This is a genomic window from Gallibacterium salpingitidis (assembly GCF_001678495.1).
In the GTDB taxonomy this organism is placed as follows: Bacteria; Pseudomonadota; Gammaproteobacteria; order Enterobacterales; family Pasteurellaceae; genus Gallibacterium; species Gallibacterium salpingitidis.
The window spans coordinates 45,573-61,188 of record NZ_JTJL01000030.1; the positions used below are offsets into that span (position 1 = coordinate 45,573).

The 15,616-nt window shown below is 38.5% G+C and carries 15 protein-coding genes; 8 read left to right on the plus strand and 7 right to left on the minus strand.

Annotated elements, in window-relative coordinates:
* Positions 1-60 precede the first annotated feature (60 nt).
* Positions 61-1,020: a MucB/RseB C-terminal domain-containing protein gene (locus QS62_RS06825; protein WP_066107867.1), complete on the plus strand. Its 960-nt coding sequence runs from the start codon at positions 61-63 to the stop codon at positions 1,018-1,020.
* Positions 1,017-1,451 (plus strand): SoxR reducing system RseC family protein, encoded by a 435-nt coding sequence (locus QS62_RS06830; RefSeq protein WP_066107871.1) that lies wholly within the window; start codon positions 1,017-1,019, stop codon positions 1,449-1,451. The genes QS62_RS06825 and QS62_RS06830 overlap by 4 nt, the downstream gene beginning before the upstream one ends.
* Here QS62_RS06830 and greB read toward each other — a convergent pair.
* Complete coding sequence (gene greB, locus QS62_RS06835; RefSeq protein ID WP_066107874.1) at positions 1,446-1,934, minus strand: transcription elongation factor GreB; 489 nt, start codon at positions 1,932-1,934, stop codon at positions 1,446-1,448. The genes QS62_RS06830 and greB overlap by 6 nt on opposite strands.
* 3 nt (positions 1,935-1,937) lie before the next feature.
* On the minus strand, positions 1,938-2,348 hold the full coding sequence (gene hslR / locus QS62_RS06840; RefSeq protein ID WP_066107877.1) for a ribosome-associated heat shock protein Hsp15: 411 nt from the start codon (positions 2,346-2,348) through the stop codon (positions 1,938-1,940).
* A gap of 132 nt (positions 2,349-2,480) precedes the next feature.
* On the opposite strand from hslR, the gene nudE reads away from it, so the two are divergent.
* The 6 genes from nudE to gnd all read left to right on the plus strand — a co-directional run bounded on the left by nudE (position 2,481) and on the right by gnd (position 8,073).
* A complete protein-coding gene (gene nudE, locus QS62_RS06845; RefSeq protein WP_066107880.1) occupies positions 2,481-3,023 on the plus strand; it encodes an ADP compounds hydrolase NudE in 543 nt (180 codons plus the stop codon).
* 10 nt (positions 3,024-3,033) lie between these two features.
* Positions 3,034-3,843, plus strand: a complete 810-nt coding sequence (gene cysQ, locus QS62_RS06850; RefSeq protein ID WP_066107882.1) for a 3'(2'),5'-bisphosphate nucleotidase CysQ — start codon at positions 3,034-3,036, stop codon at positions 3,841-3,843.
* Positions 3,844-3,945: 102 nt separating this feature from the next.
* Entirely contained in the window at positions 3,946-5,445 is a 1,500-nt protein-coding gene (gene zwf, locus QS62_RS06855; RefSeq protein ID WP_066107886.1) for a glucose-6-phosphate dehydrogenase, read from the plus strand.
* Between the two features lies 1 nt (position 5,446).
* Positions 5,447-6,160, plus strand: a complete 714-nt coding sequence (pgl, locus tag QS62_RS06860) for a 6-phosphogluconolactonase (protein ID WP_066107888.1) — start codon at positions 5,447-5,449, stop codon at positions 6,158-6,160.
* 4 nt (positions 6,161-6,164) lie between these two features.
* Complete coding sequence (locus QS62_RS06865; protein ID WP_066107891.1) at positions 6,165-6,557, plus strand: GNAT family N-acetyltransferase; 393 nt, start codon at positions 6,165-6,167, stop codon at positions 6,555-6,557.
* Between the two features lie 61 nt (positions 6,558-6,618).
* Positions 6,619-8,073 carry a decarboxylating NADP(+)-dependent phosphogluconate dehydrogenase gene (gene gnd, locus QS62_RS06870; protein ID WP_066107894.1) on the plus strand — a complete coding sequence of 485 codons (1,455 nt, stop codon included), beginning with the start codon at positions 6,619-6,621 and terminating at the stop codon, positions 8,071-8,073.
* 70 nt (positions 8,074-8,143) lie between these two features.
* Here the strand turns inward: gnd and QS62_RS06875 are convergent, their stop codons facing one another.
* The 5 genes from QS62_RS06875 to ileS all read right to left on the minus strand — a co-directional run bounded on the left by QS62_RS06875 (position 8,144) and on the right by ileS (position 15,551).
* Positions 8,144-10,660, minus strand: coding sequence for an autotransporter family protein (locus QS62_RS06875; RefSeq protein ID WP_156550093.1), 2,517 nt, complete (start codon positions 10,658-10,660; stop codon positions 8,144-8,146).
* A 53-nt stretch (positions 10,661-10,713) separates the two neighbouring features.
* The gene (locus QS62_RS11870; protein WP_082966150.1) at positions 10,714-10,863 is read right to left on the minus strand and encodes an ESPR domain-containing protein; all 150 of its coding nucleotides are present in this window, start codon (positions 10,861-10,863) and stop codon (positions 10,714-10,716) included.
* Between the two features lie 311 nt (positions 10,864-11,174).
* Positions 11,175-12,119: a 4-hydroxy-3-methylbut-2-enyl diphosphate reductase gene (ispH, locus tag QS62_RS06880; RefSeq protein WP_066107899.1), complete on the minus strand. Its 945-nt coding sequence runs from the start codon at positions 12,117-12,119 to the stop codon at positions 11,175-11,177.
* Positions 12,120-12,121: 2 nt separating this feature from the next.
* Positions 12,122-12,616, minus strand: a complete 495-nt coding sequence (gene lspA / locus QS62_RS06885) for a signal peptidase II (RefSeq protein WP_066107902.1) — start codon at positions 12,614-12,616, stop codon at positions 12,122-12,124.
* A 115-nt stretch (positions 12,617-12,731) separates the two neighbouring features.
* Positions 12,732-15,551 (minus strand): isoleucine--tRNA ligase, encoded by a 2,820-nt coding sequence (gene ileS, locus QS62_RS06890; protein WP_066107905.1) that lies wholly within the window; start codon positions 15,549-15,551, stop codon positions 12,732-12,734.
* Positions 15,552-15,616: the final 65 nt, after the last annotated feature.

Genomic DNA, 15,616 nt, shown 5'->3' on the forward strand with positions numbered 1-15,616 from the left:
GTTGTTTTTATAATACAATCTGTTTAAATAAACATTATTGTAGAAAATCATAGGTTCAATATGTTTCAGAAGTTACGTCAAACCAGCATCTTGTTGGTGATTAATGGTCTATTATCTTTCAGTGTTTCCGCTGCTACAGAGATCGATCAACCAATTGAGCGTTTAATGCAAATGAAAAACGCTTTTCAGCAACAAAACTATTCTTTAACGTTTACCTATGGTGAAGAAAACGATAATTATGCATTAAGTTATCGTCATGCTTATGATCAACAAACCAACTATTCACAACTGCTTTATTTAGATGGTCCAAGAACAGAAATTTGGCAAAAAGGCAATACTATCAGCTATTTTTCTGCTAATTACGCTCCTTTTAGTATTCGTAGCGAAAATATGATTGATTCATTACCAAGCGTTGTGTATAGCGACTTTAAACAACTCGCTCAATATTATGATTTTATTCCATTCGGTAAAGATCGTATTGCTAATAGAATTGCCAATGTTATTAAATTAATGCCCAAGGATGAGTTTCGTTACGCTTATACTATCTGGATTGATGAAGAATCACATTTACCGTTGAAAGGTGAAGTTGTGGATCGTAGCGGCACCACCTTATCGCAATTTAAAGTGATCACTCTCGATGAATTATCTGAGCCACAAACATTAATTGATACCGCCAAACAACTCAAACAACCGCCAGCAATCACTATTTATAGCCCAAATACAACCGACTATAACTGGCAGCCTTCTTGGTTACCCAAAGGCTTTAAATTAATCAAATTTCACTCTGACGGTTTATCGCCATCAATTCAAACTCAACTATATAGTGACGGCTTATTCTCCTTCTCACTCTATCTATTAGAGAAAAACGATATGCCAATCAATGAAGCGTGGCGACAAGGAATTGATACCCTTTATGCTGAAGTAGTTAATAACAAAACCGTCGTATTAGTAGGACAAATTCCATTAACGACAGCACGCCGTATCGTACAAGATGTAAAATTTAAGGAGAGTGCTAAATGATCACTGAAAAAGCTACTGTGATTGCCTATCAAGACGGTGTAGTTACTGTTGAATGCCAAGCTAATCAAGGTTGTGGTGGTTGCTCCGCCAAAGCAAGTTGTGGTACAGCTGCACTTACAGAACTCACTGGAAAATCAACCAGATACCAATTTACATTTCCTTGTTCTCGTCCAATGAAAATCGGTGAAATGGTCGAAATTGGTTTGCCAGAACAATCTTTACTACGACTCGCCTTCATTGCCTACACTATCCCATTAACAGTATTAATCCTTAGTGTATTACTAGGCAATTATTGGTTTAACCAAGAGTGGCAAAATATTCTCTTTACTCTTATCACCACCACCCTAGCCTTTTTAGGAGTGAAATTGATTAACCAACATTTAAAAAACCAGAAAAAATATCAGCCTATTTTGATCGAGCGGATCTTATAATCCGCTCCCTTTTTCATACCAAATCCGATTAATGTATAACAATACTTTTCCTGCTGGCGTTTCAACAGTTACTTCATCGTCAACCGCTTTACCAATCAACGCTCTCGCTACAGGAGAATCAATCGAAATCCAATTCTTCGCAGGATCAAATTCATCACAACCCACAATACGATATTGCTTAATCTCTCCAGTTTCGTTTTCTAACTCAACCCAAGCACCGAAAAAGACTTTTCCCTCTTGTCGCGGATGATAGTCCACAATTTGTAACACTTCTAAACGCTTAGTTAAAAAACGTACGCGACGATCGATCTCGCGTAAACGCCGTTTACCATAAATGTATTCCGCATTTTCACTACGATCGCCCAACGCTGCGGCATCTGATACAGCTTGGGTAACTTGCGGTCGCTCCACTTTCCATAAATATTTAAGTTCTTGATCTAATGTGTTCCAACCTGTACGGGTAATATAATTTGATTTTGCCATAAGTTATTGTTGGTATTTAAATTTAAGGAGATCTCGACGTTCCTTTTTATTTGGTCGCCGTTCTGGATTCGGCATAGATAACGCATTAGCTTTTCTTGCCCACGCAATTTGTTCACGTTTTTTAATGCTTTCTTCTGTTTCACGATAAAGTTGTTGGGCAATCGGAGCAGCTTTACGTTGATTTGACAAGCCAAGCACTTCAATCTCTTTTTCTTCATTGCCTTGTCTAAGTTTAATCATCGCGCCAATTTCAACTTCTTTACTCGGTTTAGCGCGTTGTCCGTTATAGTGAACCTTTCCACCATCCACCATTTCTCGTGCTAACGTACGTGTTTTATAGAAACGTGCCGCCCATAACCATTTATCTAAACGGTAGGCCTCTTGTTCTTCCTGTTGTTGTTTCTCTTTTCTCATCCGCTCTCTCACAAATTTACCGACTAAGCATTCGAATAATTGGAGTAATTATGGTATCGTTACTCTCGTTTTTTGTAAAACAAAGCACATCAATTATCACAACAAAAAAATCGTGCGGAGGTGGAATTTTTTATGAAAAAACCGGATATTTTAGCGATTCGTCTTGCAGCTAAGTCACGTCTTTTTGAGATCCAAGCGGTTGATCTGCGCTTTTCAAATGGAGAACTACGCACCTATGAACGTTTTAAACCAGCAAGCCGCAGCGCAGTTATGATTCTTGCCATTGACGATCAACAAAATTTGTTATTAACCTACGAATATGCTGTTGGTACTGAACAATATGAGTTAGGTTTCCCAAAAGGATTAATGGAAATTGGGGAAACACCTGAACAAAGTGCTAATCGAGAATTACAAGAAGAAATTGGTTTCGGTGCTCACAAATTTACTTTACTAAGAACCCTAATCAGTTCGCCTGGTTATATGAACAATCCTATGCATATTTTATTGGCTGAGTCGCTTTATCCTAGCCGCTTACAGGGAGATGAACCAGAAGCGCTACAATTAGTGCGTCATCCATTAACTAAAATTGATGAATTACTGGATGATCCTAATTTTAATGAAGCACGTAATCTTTCCGCACTGTTCTTGTTGAAAAAACATTTGGCTCAACGTTAATGAGGTAACTATGCAACCATTATCAGTTCTGCTTGAACACGCTTTAAACATTGCCTATCAATCAGGTGAACAATTAAAGATGTTTTATCAGCATAAAGTTGCTATCAAAATTAAAGAGGATAAAACGCCTGTTACTGAGGCAGATTTAGCTGTCAGTCGTTATTTAATGCAAGCATTACAAGAGATTGACCCTACTATTCCAGTGCTTTCTGAAGAAAATTGTGCAATTTCACTAGAAGAGCGTAAACAATGGCAACGTTATTGGTTAATTGATCCATTAGATGGTACTCAGCAATTTATCAATAGAACTGATCAATTTTCCGTATTAATTGCATTAATAGAAAACCAACGTCCAGTCATCGGTATCATCCATGCGCCTGAATTAAAACAGACTTTCTACGCCATTAAAGGACAGGGAGCATTTTTTATACAAGATCAGGAACGTTCTCGCTTAGATAGTCGCCATCCGTTTAATCCTAAACAACCAATAACCATTGCAGTTGGTAAAAGCACAAATCAACAAAAAGTACTCGCAACGCTAAATCCTAAATTTAATTATCAATTTATTACTTATGGTTCTAGCGGCTTAAAAAGTACACTAGTTGCACGACAACAATGTGACTGCTATATTCGTTTGGGTGATACGGGCGAATGGGATACCGCAGCAGCAGAACTGATCTTACAAGAAAGCGGCGGTGACGTTTTCACGCTTTCACAGCAACCACTCACATATAATCAACGCGAAACCTTTGTGAATCCACATTTCATTATGGTTGGCGATCGCCAATGGGATTGGCAGCAAATTTTATTACAACAATAGTTATCACTACTTTAGATAAAACCAATTAGCGTTAATGCGATTTATCCGTAAGATGATAACACTAAAGGAAGTTACAGCAGTTATAAGTAGGAACTTAAGAATATGCAAAAACCAGAAAATAATAGCATTGTTATTTTTGGTGCGTCAGGCGATCTTACTCATCGTAAATTAATCCCTGCACTGTACCAACTTTTTGAAAATGAACAACTTTCCGACGACTTTGCCATTCTTGGTGTCAGTCGAACTGAATACAGCGATACCGCTTTCCGCGATAAATTACGTCAAAGTCTAATTGAAAATGAAAAAGTCAATGAAGGGATTTTAGAAGCCTTTTTACAACATATCTATTATCAAGCCATTGATACACAAAATGTGAATGATTATGCAAAAATTAAAAATAGACTTGTCGAAATTAATTTCCGTCATAATTGCCAGCATAATGTGCTTTACTATTTATCAACACCACCAAGCTTATATGGCGTTATTCCGGAATGTTTAGCTGCACATCAACTCAATGACGAATCAGAAGGGTGGAAACGTTTAATTGTCGAAAAACCTTTTGGTTATGATTTACAATCATCTATCGAGCTAGACGATAAAATTCACCAATCTTTTGCAGAACATCAAATCTACCGTATTGACCATTATCTTGGTAAAGAAACGGTACAAAATCTATTAGTATTGCGTTTCTCTAATGGTCTATTCGAGCCATTATGGAACAGAAACTATATTGACTATGTAGAAATCACCGGTGCTGAAGCATTAGGCGTTGAAGAACGTGGTGGTTATTACGATGGTTCAGGGGCAATGCGTGATATGTTCCAAAACCATTTACTACAAGTTTTAGCATTAGTTGCAATGGAAAGCCCTGCCGTCATCAACGCAAAATCAATGCGTGACGAAGTGGTGAAAGTGCTACAAAGTTTACACCCATTAACACCAGAAAATCTGGAAGAAAATCTCGTATTAGGGCAATACACTCGCTCTAAAGTGCGAGGTGTCGAATTACCTGGTTATCGTGAAGAAAAAGGCGTTGATCCACAATCTCGCACTGAAACTTATGTTGCGCTGCGCTTAACCATTGATAACTGGCGTTGGAGTGGTGTGCCTTTCTATGTACGTAGTGGTAAACGAATGCCAACTCGTGTTACTGAAATTGTTATTCATTTCAAGAAAACACCACATCCTGTCTTTAATATGAATGCACCAGAAAATAAATTGATTATTCGCATTCAACCTGATGAAGGTATTGTGATGAGCTTTGGCTTAAAACAACCTGGTTCTGGTTTTAAAGCAAAAGAAGTAGCAATGGATTTCCACTATGATTCAATTGCTGAAGGACACCTCTTCTCGGCTTATGAACGTTTATTGCTTGATGCACTAAATGGCGATGCCACCTTATTCACTCGTAGCGATGCGGTACAAGCTGCATGGAAATTTGTACAACCAATCTTAGATTACAAAGCTGGTACACCTAAAATTCATGGTTATGCTTGCGGTACTTGGGGACCAGAAGCCGCAAATAAATTAATGAGCAATAGCCAACGTGAATGGCGTTTTCCATGTAAAAATCTAACTGATACTAACTATTGTGAACTTTAATATGAATTATCAAATTTTTGCGACTGCTCAAGCAGCAGTCGAGCATATTGCAGCAGAATTTAAGCGTTATAGTGAATTAGGTTATCCAGTCCACATTTCACTATCTGGTGGCAGCACACCAAAATTGCTATTCCAAACGTTAGCAAAAGCGCCTTATAACACCGAAATCCAATGGCAAAACTTACATTTTTGGTGGGGAGATGAACGTTGCGTGCCGCCAACAGATCCAGAAAGCAATTACGGTGAAGTACAACGTTTACTGTTTGATCATATTGCCATTCCAGCGGCAAATATTCATCGTATCTATGGTGAAGAAACACCAGAAGTCGCGCTGACTCGCTTCACAGCAGATCTAAAACAGATACAAAACGTAGCGAATAATCTACCTGTTTTTGATTGGATTATCCTAGGTATGGGAACTGATGGGCATACTGCGTCATTATTCCCACACCATACTAACTTTATTGATCCAAATTTAGCAGTCATTGCGCAACATCCGGAAAGTGGGCAATATCGTATTTCAAAAACAGCACGTTTAATTGAAAATGCTAAACGCATCACTTATCTTGTCACTGGTGAAAGTAAAGCGAAAATCCTTAAAGAGATTCAATCTACTGCCGCAGAACAGTTACCTTACCCTGCTGCGAAAATTGTTTCTAAACAAGGAGCAACTGAGTGGTATTTAGACCAACAAGCGGCTGCATTGCTAAGGTAAAACAATGATCGTTTATAAAACAAATGTCAAAATCTCAGCATCACAATATATTGAGCTATTAAAACAGACTACTTTAGGTCCGCGCCGTCCAATTGACGACATTGAGCGAATAGAAAAAATGTTAGCGCATACCGATCTTTTAATTACAGCTTGGGATGGTGATGTTTTAGTTGGTGCGGCAAGAGCAGTTACCGATTTTGCATATTGTTGTTATTTAAGCGATCTTGCCGTCAGTGAGCAATGGCAAAAACAAGGCATCGGACGGCAATTAATTCAAGAATTACAAAACAATGTGGATCCTGGGTGCAAACTAATTCTGATGTCAGCACCGCAGGCAATACATTATTATCCTCATATTGGGTTTACCCAACACCCTAGTGCATGGGTAAAAGAATAGCAATAAACACAGCTATGACATATAGCTAATTTAACTATTAAGAAAATACAGGAGCAGAAACATGAGCCAAAAAGGTGATATTGGAGTTATCGGTTTAGCGGTAATGGGACAAAATTTAATCCTCAATATGAATGATCATGGATTTAAGGTTGTTGCTTACAACCGTACTACTTCTAAAGTTGATGAATTTTTAGAGGGTGCTGCAAAAGGGACTAACATTATTGGCGCTTACTCATTACAAGATTTAGTCGATAAACTCGAAAAACCACGCAAAGTGATGTTAATGGTGCGTGCTGGTGAAGTTGTAGATAAGTTTATTGAAAGCCTCGTACCTTATCTTGAAGAAGGCGATATTATCATTGATGGCGGTAACTCAAATTATCCTGATACTAACCGTCGCGTTGCTGCATTAAAAGAAAAAGGCATTCGCTTTATTGGTACTGGTGTTTCAGGTGGTGAAGAAGGTGCACGTCGTGGCCCATCAATTATGCCTGGCGGAAATGAAGAAGCTTGGCCATACGTTAAACCTATTTTACAAGCTATTTCAGCGAAAACACCTGCTGGTGAACCTTGCTGTGACTGGGTTGGTAAAGATGGTGCTGGTCACTTTGTAAAAATGGTACATAACGGTATCGAATATGGTGATATGCAATTAATCTGCGAAGCTTACCATTTCTTAAAAGAAGGATTAGGCCTCAGCTATGATGAAATGCACACTATCTTCAGTGACTGGAAAAAAACAGAATTAAGCAGTTATTTGATTGATATTACTGCAGATATTCTTGCTTACAAAGACAGCGACGGTGAACCACTAGTGGAAAAAATCTTAGATACCGCAGGACAAAAAGGAACTGGTAAATGGACTGGTATCAACGCATTAGATCTTGGTATTCCACTCACATTGATCAGTGAAGCCGTATTCGCTCGTTGTGTGTCTTCTTTCAAAGAACAACGTTTAGCTGCAGCAAAACTATTTGATGATAATATTCAAGCTGTTAGTGGCGACAAAAAAGAGTGGATCGAAGCTGTTCGTAAAGCATTACTCGCTTCAAAAATTATCTCTTATGCTCAAGGATTTATGCTTATTCGTGAAGCATCTGAAACCTATCAATGGGATCTTAACTATGGTAATACTGCGCTATTATGGCGTGAAGGTTGTATCATCCGTAGTGCATTCTTAGGCAATATTCGTGATGCTTATACCGCTAACCCAGATTTAGTCTTCTTAGGCTCAGATCCTTATTTTAACGGTATCTTAAAAGATTGCTTAAGTGCATGGCGTAAAGTAGTAGCGAAAGCAATTGAGATCGGTTTACCAATGCCATGTATGGCATCTGCCTTAACTTTCCTTGATGGTTATACCACAGCGCGTTTACCAGCTAACTTACTCCAAGCACAACGTGACTACTTCGGTGCACATACCTATGAACGTACCGATAAACCTCGCGGTGAATTCTTCCACACTAACTGGACAGGTCATGGTGGTAATACCGCATCAACCACTTATGATGTTTAATTATTAATTAATCAATCAAAAACCTCGCTCAAGCGAGGTTTTTGCTCTAAACCAATGTTGATTGATCAAATCAGAACTGAATCGATAAATTCACATTTCCTGCAACCGAGTTAAACCCTTTGGCAAAGGTGGATTGTACGCCAGCCCCCAATGCAACATTTTGGCTGATTTGGTATTTCGCACCTATATCAAGTTCTCCTCTCACGCGAGATGGGTCACAATCTTCCAACATAAAGCGGTATTTTGGATAATTCACAAACCCAGCACGTAAATAGTTACCTCGATAGCTCATATCGTATCCCACTGCCGCTTTTGCTTGTAAACTTAAACGCTCATTCACTTGGAAATCCCCTTTAATACCGAGTTTTGCCATAAAGGCTTCGGTGCTTTGTTTATCAACAGCGAAATTAAAGTCTTTTGCTCCTTTCTCAATATAGTCTTCAACCTCAACTCGTTGATAATCTAAGCCGATAAATGGGGTGACTTTTGCCTGTGGATTCACTTGGAAGGTTCGATTTAGCGTGATGCCAGTACGGAAATGGTTCGCTTTCATCTCACTTTCCGCAGTACGGCCTAAGAAACTAAGATGACGTTTACCATCTAAATAGGCTTGTCCAATACCAGCATAAAAATCAATATCCCATTGTGGCGTTAATGCAGTATTACCATATACCCCAACCTGCCAAGTATCCGCTTTTAAGTTATGATTAGCAGCGGAATCATAACTATCTGCATCGGTTTTAAGATAGCCAGCCGTTAAGCCCAATTTAGTGTTTTCGGTGACACAACGTTCACTGCCGACGGCAATGCCACTATGGGTGGCTTGATAGCCAGATAATCCAGATGAACCCTCTCGTTCATTCCATTCCCCTAACACTTTTGCCCAGACTTGATTTTCTCCGGCATTAGCAACACAACGTCCTGTTGGTATCGCTTTGGTTAAGGTATCAGTAGCTTCCATTATCACTCGGCTGGTACGAATACCTAATAGTGGTTGGATTTGCTCTACTGCATTGACTACGTCTTTTTCACTGGTTAATGGCATTAAGCCTAAAGCAATATCATTTTGAGCTGAGGCTTGAATAATCTTATCTAGACTGGCTGCTATTGGAACTAAACAATCATCACAAGCATCTTTCACCAAATGTTCGATTAAGCCTCGAGTTGGCTCTGGTTCCGGAGCAGGAACTGCTTTAGCATTTAAATGCATCGCTTGTGGGTCATATAACGCAGTAAAATCAAATAAAATACTGTCATCTTCTATTTTCGGATTAAAACGACCTGTTAATTTGCCATCTGTCGTTAATACATTCCAAAAAGTATCATCGCCACCACGCAGTTTATCCGCATACACATAAAGTTTGCTGCCTTCTTCAATCACAATATCTTTTGTACTATGTAATTGGCTGTAATCATTATGGCTATTCACATCGACTTGATAAGTCCCTTTAATCACTAATGAATCAACCTGTTGTTTACCTCCCACTTGGGAATGCAAAATACCATTTGGATTCACCACCATATCCGTATGCACAATCGTATTTGGTGCTAACGCAATAGTTCCTTCATTAATGGATAAGCCCGGATGTTGTACACCATTTTCATCGGTATAACCTGTGATAATATTGCTATCTAAAGTTCCTGAAAGCGTCCAAGTTCCTGTACCGGTCTTTTCGATAGTGTCAAAGGCAAAGAATTTTTTACCGGGAACAGAAGTTACTGATAAACCATGTGCATCATTTATCTTGATATCATCATTAATATTACCAAACTCATCTAAGTGTAGAGATAAACTATTTTCACCTGATAACATTAGAGTATGAGTATTCAACAGAAGGTGAGTATTGGATGGATTCATATCAGTTATTGAAAATACAATGCCTTCAATTCCATCTGGACTTCGCATTAGATTAAGAGTTTGTCGTTGATATTGATCATCGCGTCCTTCCAACTCTAAAAAGGAAAAAACAACAGCACCAACAGATTCAAATCTTGGGCTAGATATAGCTGTCACAGTAGCATTTCCACCAATAGTAGTTATGCCTCCTCTCATTCCATTCATTAGTAAAAGTCCAGTAGTACCTCTGACATTGCCTCCCGTCATAGTGAGATTTCCTCCCTCTATTTTGAATACTCCAGCCGCTCTACTTGAAACAATCGATCCTCCTGTAATAGTAATAGATTCAGCATCTATTAAAAGAAGATCGCTTTTAATCTCCCCACCGGCAATGACAATATTTCTTATTCCTTTATCATCTATATCAAATCTATTAATGGTACCACCTAACATTGTAAAATCAGTATGTTCATCTATTCGAATAAATCCAATATTACCACTCTCTAAAATAAAGTGATTTTTCACTGAGGTATATCTATCACTATATACACTAACAGAATCCAAGTTAATATCTCCACGTAACGTAACTTGTGATCCCTCTATAACGCCAAGCCTATTAATTTGTCCTTTCCCATCTAATATAACACCAGATGTTCCTTCAACACGTATATATCCACAAGTATCTCCAGCTAAAGGATAGGTTCCTGAAGAAGTAATTGTAGTCTGTGGACATTCCGCAAAAACCGGCAATGAAAAACAAGTTAATAGTGTTATAGCAATGAGATTAAAAGAAAATTTTTTGGTTAGATAATGAGTTGATGAAGGGGGGGGGTAATTTGATTATTGGCAGCAGTTTTTACTGAGCCGTTTTTGCCTTTTGTCCGAGTATTTTCTGACGCACACTGCCATAACTGCCTAACAGCATTCCAAACTAAACGATAGGTGTGATTCATAATGAGTTCCTTGGTTGCTAAGTGAATTGTGAGTAAATAACAGCAACATCACTGCTATACAGAAACGTTATTTAAAAATAACTCATTATTAGCATATACTTCTTTTTCACTTTTGTCAGTTTTTTTAAATACAAAGGGTTATTTTTTGAATATTTGTGAGATGACACACATTTTATCTACAAACAGGTACCAATATTAAAGATAAATGTAAGGAAAAATGCAATTATTCTATAAGAAAGTACAATTTTGAAATTAGAAAATAAATGCCTTTTCTTTATTTCATAAAAGAAAAGGCAATGGAAAATTTAATTTTAGTTAACCTCTGTTATTCGTAGCTCTTTCGGTACTTCAAACACCGTATTTTCTTCACAACCTTCGAGTTCTTCTACGGTTGTAGCACCCAATTCTAATAGACGACTTACGACTGATTGTACCAATACTTCTGGTGCAGAAGCTCCCGCAGTAATACCGACAACATTAACACCATCAAGCCAACTTGCATCAATATCCGCGGCATCATCAATTAATTTAGACGGCACTCCCATTCGAGAAGCTAACTCAGCCAAACGATTAGAATTAGATGAATTCTTCGAACCAACAACGATCACTAAATCAGATTGTACCGCTAACTCTTTTACTGCATGCTGGCGATTGGTTGTTGCGTAGCAAATATCATTTTTGCGAGGGCCTTGAATGGCTGGATATTTTGCCTTTAACGCTTCGATGACTTCCACTGTATCATCAATCGACAATGTGGTTTGCGTCATAAAAGTTAAATCATCTTGATTGGATACCGGTAGTTTTAAGATATCTTCCACATCTTCAACTAAATAAATACCACCATCTTGATTATCGTATTGCCCCATAGTTCCTTCTACTTCTGGGTGGCCTTTATGCCCAATCAAAATCGCTTTGGTTCCTTTTCGACTCGCACGAGCAACTTGCATATGCACTTTTGTTACCAATGGACAAGTCGCATCAAACACTTTTAATCCACGATCTTTTGCCTCTTGACGAACCGCTTGCGAAACACCATGTGCCGAGAAAATTACAATCGAGCCATCAGGAACTTCACTCAATTCCTCAACAAAAATAGCCCCGCGCTGACGTAATCCTTCCACGACAAAACGATTATGTACAACTTCGTGACGTACATAAATTGGCGCACCATGGATCTCTAACGCTAACTCAACAATACTGATAGCACGATCAACACCAGCACAAAAACCACGTGGATTTGCTAAGATAATCTTCATAATTAACTTTCCTTGGTACTTTTTCTCTCATTCTTTAAGTAATCTAAAATCATTAACCCTGCACCAACACAAATTGCAATATCTGCCACATTAAAAACAGGATAATGATAAATTCGCCAATAGAAATCGAGAAAATCTACAACAAAACCATGATATAAACGATCGGTCATATTGGCCAATGCACCACCAATAATCAAGGCATAAGCACTATTAACTAAAGTCTTCTCACGTGGTGAACGCACTAACCAAAACAGTAATAATCCCGAAATTGCTATTGCAATCAACACAAAGAAATATTTTTGCCAACCGCTATGATCTGCTAAAAAGCTAAAAGCTGCACCATAATTTCGCACATAGGTTAAATTAAAAATCGGCAAAATATTGATGCTTTCATACAACTCAAAACGAGTAACCACCAACCACTTTGTCCCTAAATCAGCAACAAAAGCAATTACACTCAACCAAAGAAAAATTAAACCATTTTTTTGTTTTTGCATAATAAAAGACTCGTTTTTAGCGTTCTGCCATCTATATCTACTATGATAAAAAAGGATCACTGCTAAGTTAGCCCTAGCAGTGATCTCCTATAATTTTTAATGCCAATCAAACAAATTAGGCAAATTGACGAACTTCTCCTTCGCCCGCTACGTTCTCAACACAACGAGAACAGAGGTGCGGATGTTCGCTATTTTGTCCCACAGTATCAGAATAATGCCAACAACGTGGGCATTTTTCCGCTTGTGAAGCAACCACTTTCACTGCTAATCCGTTCAATTCACCCTCAGCAACGTCAGCATCTGCCAAGGCTTTGACCTCAACTTTAGAAGTAATTAACACGAAACGTAATTCATCACCTAATTTTGCTAATAAATCACGATAATGATCATTTGCATATAATGTTACTTCTGCCGCTAACGCCGCCCCAATAACTTTATCATTACGTGCTTGTTCAAGAACACGATTGACTTCTGCTCTTACTTTCAATACTTCTTGCCAGTAAGCGTCGTTCATTGCTTCATCATCTGCTAGGGCAAATAAACCTTTATAGAACTCTTCCATAAAGACGAATTCACTACGCTCACCTGGTAGATATTGCCAAATTTCATCAGCCGTAAAGGAAAGAATTGGTGCAATCCAACGCACTAACGCCTCTGCAATATGATATAACGCAGTTTGACAACTACGACGTGCCAAACTATCCGCTTTGGTTGTGTATTGACGGTCTTTGATAATATCTAAATAGAAAGAACCCATTTCAATCGAGCAGAAACGCATAATACGTTGTACCACTTCGTGGAATTGATAATTATCATAAGAATGTTTGATCTCTTCTTGCGCTTGTAACGCACAAGCTACTGCCCAACGATCTAACACGATCATCTTGTCAGCAGGCACCATATCACGTTTTGGATCAAAACCATTTAAGTTCGCTAATAAGAAACGCGCAGTATTACGAATACGACGATAAGAATCCGCAGCACGTTTAAAAATTTCATCTGATACCGCAATTTCACCAGTGTAATCCGCTGAACCTACCCATAAACGTAAAATATCGCCACCGAATTTATCCATTACTTCTTGTGGAGTCACGATATTACCAATTGATTTTGACATCTTGCGACCTTGTCCATCAACGGTAAAACCATGTGTCAATACTTGGCTATATGGTGCTTTGTTATCAGTTGCAGTAGATAACATTAATGAAGACATAAACCAGCCACGATGCTGATCTGAACCTTCAAGATACATATCAACAGGGTTACCGCCAAATTCTGGGCGATGTTTTGCTACCGCTGAATAAGTTGATCCTGAATCGAACCAAACGTCTAAAGTATCCGGCACTTTCTGATAATCTTTCGCGTCTTCACCTAATACTTCATTAATATCAAGATCCCACCACGCTTGAATACCTTTTTGTTCTACACGTTTTGCTACTTCTTCGATTAATTCTAAAGTACGTGGATGTAACGCTTCGGTTTCTTTATGGATAAATAAAGTTAATGGCACACCCCAAGTACGTTGACGAGAAATACACCAGTCAGGACGATTTGCTACCATAGATTCAATACGTGCTTGACCCCAATCAGGAATCCAACGCACACGTTTGATCTCTTTTAGCGCTTGTGCACGTAAACCTTTTACATCCATGCCGATAAACCATTGCGGTGTAGCGCGGAAAATAATAGGTGTTTTATGACGCCAGCAATGTGGATAGCTGTGCGTAATCTTTTCAACTTTTAATAACGCACCAACTTCTTCTAATTTTTTCACTACTAATGGATTAGCATCAAAAACGTTTTCCCCAGCGAAAAATTGTGCTTGGCTATTAAATTTACCGTCATTACCAATTAAACCTGACATTGGTAAGTTATATTGCTGCCCAACAATAAAGTCATCTTGACCATGATCTGGTGCAGTATGTACCAATCCTGTACCTGCATCATTACCAACGTGTTCACCAAGAATCAACGGCACTGAATAATCATAGAATGGATGTTGGAATTGTAATAATTCAAGATCTTTACCTTTCGCAATGCCTAACACTTGGTAATCGCTTGCGCCAATTGCCTTCATCACGCTTTCTACTAATTCTGTAGTCAGAATCAAACGTTCGCCATTCACTTGAATTAATTGATATTCTAATTCCGGATGTAACGCAATCGCGCGGTTAGATGGTAATGTCCAAGGTGTAGTGGTCCAAATTACTGCTGAAACTTTTCCTTCGCCAGTTTGTGTTAAATTAAATTTCGCCAATACCGCAGCTTCATCAACTGCGTTGAAACGCACATAAATGGATGGTGAAGTTTTGTCATAATATTCAACTTCTGCTTCTGCTAAAGCTGAACCGCAATCTAAACACCAATGAACGGGTTTTGAACCTTTATAAAGGTGGCCATTCTTAATCACATTGCCCAAAGTACGAATAATATTCGCCTCTGTAGCGAAATTCATAGTGAGATATGGATTATCCCAGTCGCCAATTACACCTAAACGGATAAAGTCTTTTTTCTGTCCTTCAACTTGTTCCCTAGCGTAAGCACGACAAGCTTCACGAAATTCTGCTGCAGACACTTTTTCATTTGGTTTACCCACCAATCCTTCTACTTTTAATTCAATTGGTAAACCATGGCAGTCCCAACCTGGAATATATGGGGAATCGTAGCCAAGTGCGGTTTTTGATTTAACAATAATGTCTTTTAGAATTTTATTTACTGCATGCCCAATGTGGATAGTACCATTCGCATATGGAGGACCATCGTGCAAAATAAAGGTTTTCTTACCTTTACTTGCTTGACGAATTTTTTGATAAAGCTGTTTATCATACCAATTCTTTAGCATGGCTGGCTCACGTTTCGCCAAATCACCACGCATTGGAAAACCTGTTTCTGGCAGGTTTAACGTGCTTTTGTAATCAGTTGTTTCTTTAGACATGAGTTTATTCCGTAATAAAAAGTTAAATCAAATTCATATTGAAAATATAAGCAGATCTCTGCTGT

What these genes read in the sequence shown, in the direction of transcription:
- QS62_RS06825 (WP_066107867.1), top strand. Translation starts at nt 61, where the DNA reads ATGTTTCAGAAGTTACGTCAAACCAGCATCTTGTTGGTGATTAATGGT.
- QS62_RS06830 (WP_066107871.1), top strand. Translation starts at nt 1,017, where the DNA reads ATGATCACTGAAAAAGCTACTGTGATTGCCTATCAAGACGGTGTAGTT.
- greB (WP_066107874.1), bottom strand. Translation starts at nt 1,934, where the DNA reads ATGGCAAAATCAAATTATATTACCCGTACAGGTTGGAACACATTAGAT.
- hslR (WP_066107877.1), bottom strand. Translation starts at nt 2,348, where the DNA reads ATGAGAAAAGAGAAACAACAACAGGAAGAACAAGAGGCCTACCGTTTA.
- nudE (WP_066107880.1), top strand. Translation starts at nt 2,481, where the DNA reads ATGAAAAAACCGGATATTTTAGCGATTCGTCTTGCAGCTAAGTCACGT.
- cysQ (WP_066107882.1), top strand. Translation starts at nt 3,034, where the DNA reads ATGCAACCATTATCAGTTCTGCTTGAACACGCTTTAAACATTGCCTAT.
- zwf (WP_066107886.1), top strand. Translation starts at nt 3,946, where the DNA reads ATGCAAAAACCAGAAAATAATAGCATTGTTATTTTTGGTGCGTCAGGC.
- pgl (WP_066107888.1), top strand. Translation starts at nt 5,447, where the DNA reads ATGAATTATCAAATTTTTGCGACTGCTCAAGCAGCAGTCGAGCATATT.
- QS62_RS06865 (WP_066107891.1), top strand. Translation starts at nt 6,165, where the DNA reads ATGATCGTTTATAAAACAAATGTCAAAATCTCAGCATCACAATATATT.
- gnd (WP_066107894.1), top strand. Translation starts at nt 6,619, where the DNA reads ATGAGCCAAAAAGGTGATATTGGAGTTATCGGTTTAGCGGTAATGGGA.
- QS62_RS11870 (WP_082966150.1), bottom strand. Translation starts at nt 10,863, where the DNA reads ATGAATCACACCTATCGTTTAGTTTGGAATGCTGTTAGGCAGTTATGG.
- ispH (WP_066107899.1), bottom strand. Translation starts at nt 12,119, where the DNA reads ATGAAGATTATCTTAGCAAATCCACGTGGTTTTTGTGCTGGTGTTGAT.
- lspA (WP_066107902.1), bottom strand. Translation starts at nt 12,616, where the DNA reads ATGCAAAAACAAAAAAATGGTTTAATTTTTCTTTGGTTGAGTGTAATT.
- ileS (WP_066107905.1), bottom strand. Translation starts at nt 15,551, where the DNA reads ATGTCTAAAGAAACAACTGATTACAAAAGCACGTTAAACCTGCCAGAA.